Source organism: Burkholderia sp. E168m23 (assembly GCF_016586125.1).
GTDB classification, from domain to species: domain Bacteria; phylum Pseudomonadota; class Gammaproteobacteria; order Burkholderiales; family Burkholderiaceae; genus Burkholderia; species Burkholderia orbicola.
The window spans coordinates 1-3365 of sequence record NZ_BCPP01000812.1 but is presented as its reverse complement, the minus strand read 5'-3'; the positions used below and the strand labels follow the sequence as shown (position 1 = coordinate 3365).

Genomic DNA, 3365 nt, shown 5'->3' with positions numbered 1-3365 from the left:
CGCATGAACGAAACCACCACCACCGCGGCCGTGCCGCGCTTTTTCGTCGACGCCGCGCTGCGCGCCGACGCCACGCTCGCGTTGCCGGCCGACGTCGCGCGCCACGTGCAGGTGCTGCGCCTGCAGCCCGGCGACGTGCTCGCGCTGTTCGACGGCACGGGCGGCCAGTACCGCGCACGGCTCGTCGAAGTCGACAAGCGAAGCGCGCTCGTGCAGGTCGATACGTTCGAGCCCGCCGAGGCCGAGCCGCCCTATCGCGTGACGCTCGCGCAGGGGATCGCCGGCGGCGACAAGATGGACTGGGTGATCGAGAAAGCCGTCGAGCTCGGCGTCGCGGCGGTCGTGCCGCTGTCGACCGCGCGCGGCGTCGTGAAGCTGTCCGGCGAGCGGGCGGACAAGCGCGTCGCGCACTGGCGCGGCGTCGTGCGCGCGTCGTGCGAGCAGTGCGGACGCAACCGCGTGCCCGACGTCGCGCCGGTCGCCGGCTTCAACGCGTGGCTCGACGCGCTGCCGGCCGCGCCGGCCGACGGCGAGCTGCGGCTACTGCTGTCGCCGCGGGCGAGCAGCCCGTTCGCGTCGCTGCCCGACGCGCCGCCCGCGGCTACCGTCACGCTGCTGATCGGCCCCGAAGGCGGGCTGTCGCCCGACGAGGAACATGCGGCCCGCGCACGCGGGTTCACCGCGCTGTCGCTCGGGCCGCGCGTGCTGCGCACCGAAACCGCCGGCGCGGCCGTGCTCGCGGCGCTGGCGGCGCGCTGGGGCGGGTGGTAAAGCGCGTCGGCGCGCCGCGTTCAACGGCTCGACCCCGCACCTGCTTCGCGCGCCACGCCATGCAGCCGAGCGCGAATCGCAGACACAAAAAAGCCCGCTCGAAGCGGGCTTTTGACCGGTCGTTCGGCGAATCGGCCACGCGGGCCGATGCGCTTACGCGAACGAGTAGAACACCCGGAACGCGACCTTGCGCTCGGCCCAGAATTCGGCCGCCTCGCGGAACACGTCGAGCAGCGTTTCGCGCCCTTCCTTGTCGAATTTCTGCGCGATCGGCAGCCCTTCGAGGACGATCACGAAACCGGGCTGCGCGCCCGCCTTCGCGACGAGGTCGGTGAGGCAGTCGTACAGCGCGTCATAGTTCTTCCCGAAATGCTTCGGAAACAGGAACGAGGTCGCGATCGTTTCCATCACTTCCTGCTTCGACTGGGCGGCGCCGCAATACGCATACAGGAAATGCTGGCCGAGCCGACCGGCTTCGTCGGCGAGATCCTGCACGCGGAACGCGCGGATCGACTGCACGAGATTGGGTCGCACGGTCGTGAAAAGGCTCATAGGCTCCTCGTTCGATGAAAGCCCGGGCTCGGCTTCCTGTTGCTCCGGCGTGCCGCCGGCCTGCGCCGCCGCGTGCAGCTGAATCACACGCTGAAACAGATTGCCGTCGCCGGCCGCGAACAGTTCCGCCGCCGCCGTATCGTGCGCGTAGATGGAGTCGCTCATGCCATTCGTCCCGAAGTCATTCAACAATACGTTTAAAACTGTTGTAGTGGTCGCCCGTGTAATAACAGTTGTCGATCCGGCGCAACGGCCCGCCACAGACGATCCGGCGCGCGCCGCGATTGCGCGCACGCGGCGTCGGCACCGTGTACTCATGGTAGTAGCCGCGCTTCGCCTTCGGCAGGATTCGCTCGCGATTGCCGAATACGACGCCGTCTTTCTCGTACGGATAGGGGCCGCCGGCGCCGATCAGGCCCAGCGTGGTCACGGCCTCGCGCGGAAGACTGGCAGTCGGGATCGTATCGAGCCCGCTGGCAGCCACGTCGGCCGGAACGGCCTCCCGTGCGTAAGCGGCGGAAACCAGACTGCCCGTCGGCGTGCCGACGATACCCATCGCGAACATCGCGAAGACGGACGCGAGCGCGCCGTTGCGGAGCCACTTGCGTGCCATGAACCAGGGTTCCCGCTGTTAAATCAAGTAGTTGACGACCAACAAAGGCGTTAGCGTAGCGTTATTGGCCGCGCGAATCAATGTCCGTTTGGGAATCGAAAGCCTCGTGATGCACCGGATACCGTATTTCTTACCGAAATCACACTACATTTATCTTACATAAGATAAAATGCGTGCGGCACCTCTCGGTTGGCAAGAACTGCCTCCTTGCCTCGCTCGCTGCCTGGAGTGGAGAGATGCTGCTGTTGCTTTGCGGGAAGCGCGTGTGCGCCCTGCCCGGCGGCGTGCCCATTGCGGGCACGCCTCTTTTTGCTTTTGTTTACAATTTTCCCGCGCGCGCCGAGCCGTTCGACCGGCTGGCGCGTTCGTTTTGGCTCAGCGCGCGGCGTTCACGTCGGCCACCAGCAGCGCCGCCATGTTGACGATGCGACGAACGGTCGCCGATTCGGTCAGCACGTGCACCGGCTCCGCGGCGCCCAACAGGATCGGCCCGATCGCGATGTTGTTGCCGGCGGCCGTCTTCAGCAGGTTGTACGCGATGTTGGCGGCGTCGATGTTCGGCAGGATCAGCAGGTTCGCGTCGCCTTCCAGCGTCGATTCCGGCAGGATTTCCTTGCGCAGCGCCGCGTCGAGCGCGACGTCGCCGTGCATTTCGCCGTCGACCTTCAGTTCCGGCGCGGTTTCCTGCAGGATCGCGAGCGTATCGCGCATCTTCTTCGCCGAAGGTGCATTGCTCGTGCCGAAATTCGAGTGCGACAGCAGCGCGACCTTCGGCTCGATGCCGAACCGGCGCACTTCTTCCGCGGCCATGATCGTGATCTCGGCCAGCTCTTCCGGGGTCGGATCGACGTTCACGTGCGTATCCACGAGGAAAATCTGGCGGCCCGGCAGCACGAGGCCGTTCATCGCCGCGTACACGCTGCAGCCCGGACGCTTGCCGATCACCTGGTCGATGAAGTGCAGGTGGCGGTGCGTGGTGCTGATCGTGCCGCAGATCATCCCGTCCGCTTCGCCCTTCTTCACCAGCATCGAGCCGATCAGCGTCGTGCGGCGGCGCATTTCGACGCGCGCGAGCTGCTCGCTGATGCCCTTGCGCGCCATCATCTTGTGGTACGTCTGCCAGAAGTCGCGATAACGCTCGTCGTGCTCGGTGTTGACGACCGTGAAATCGGTGCCCGGCGTGAGGCGCAGGCCGTAGCGCTGGATACGGTGCTCGATCACCGACGGGCGGCCGATCAGGATCGGCTTCGCGAGTTTTTCGTCGACGATGATCTGAACGGCACGCAACACGCGCTCTTCTTCGCCTTCCGCGAACACGACGCGCTTCTTCTCTTCCGGCGCGGCGCGCGCGATCTGGAAGATCGGCTTCATCGTCGTGCCGCTGTGATACACGAATTGCTGCAGGTGGACGCGGTACGCTTCCATGTCC

At 66.2% G+C, this 3365-nt stretch carries 4 protein-coding genes; 1 reads left to right on the top strand and 3 read right to left on the bottom strand.

What is annotated here, in order from left to right; translation table 11 throughout:
* Positions 1-3 precede the first annotated feature (3 nt).
* Complete coding sequence (locus JMF90_RS30080; protein WP_201316697.1) at positions 4-771, top strand: 16S rRNA (uracil(1498)-N(3))-methyltransferase; 768 nt, start codon at positions 4-6, stop codon at positions 769-771.
* A gap of 153 nt (positions 772-924) precedes the next feature.
* On the opposite strand, the gene JMF90_RS30075 is transcribed toward JMF90_RS30080, so the two are convergent.
* From JMF90_RS30075 to JMF90_RS30065, 3 genes are all read right to left on the bottom strand, one after another.
* Positions 925-1488, bottom strand: coding sequence for a barstar family protein (locus tag JMF90_RS30075; RefSeq protein ID WP_006476945.1), 564 nt, complete (start codon positions 1486-1488; stop codon positions 925-927).
* Positions 1489-1504: 16 nt separating this feature from the next.
* Entirely contained in the window at positions 1505-1936 is a 432-nt protein-coding gene (locus JMF90_RS30070) for a ribonuclease domain-containing protein (protein WP_006476946.1), read from the bottom strand.
* A 375-nt stretch (positions 1937-2311) separates the two neighbouring features.
* Positions 2312-3365 (bottom strand): phosphate acyltransferase (locus JMF90_RS30065; RefSeq protein WP_268906072.1); only part of this gene is annotated, 1054 nt, incomplete at its 5' end.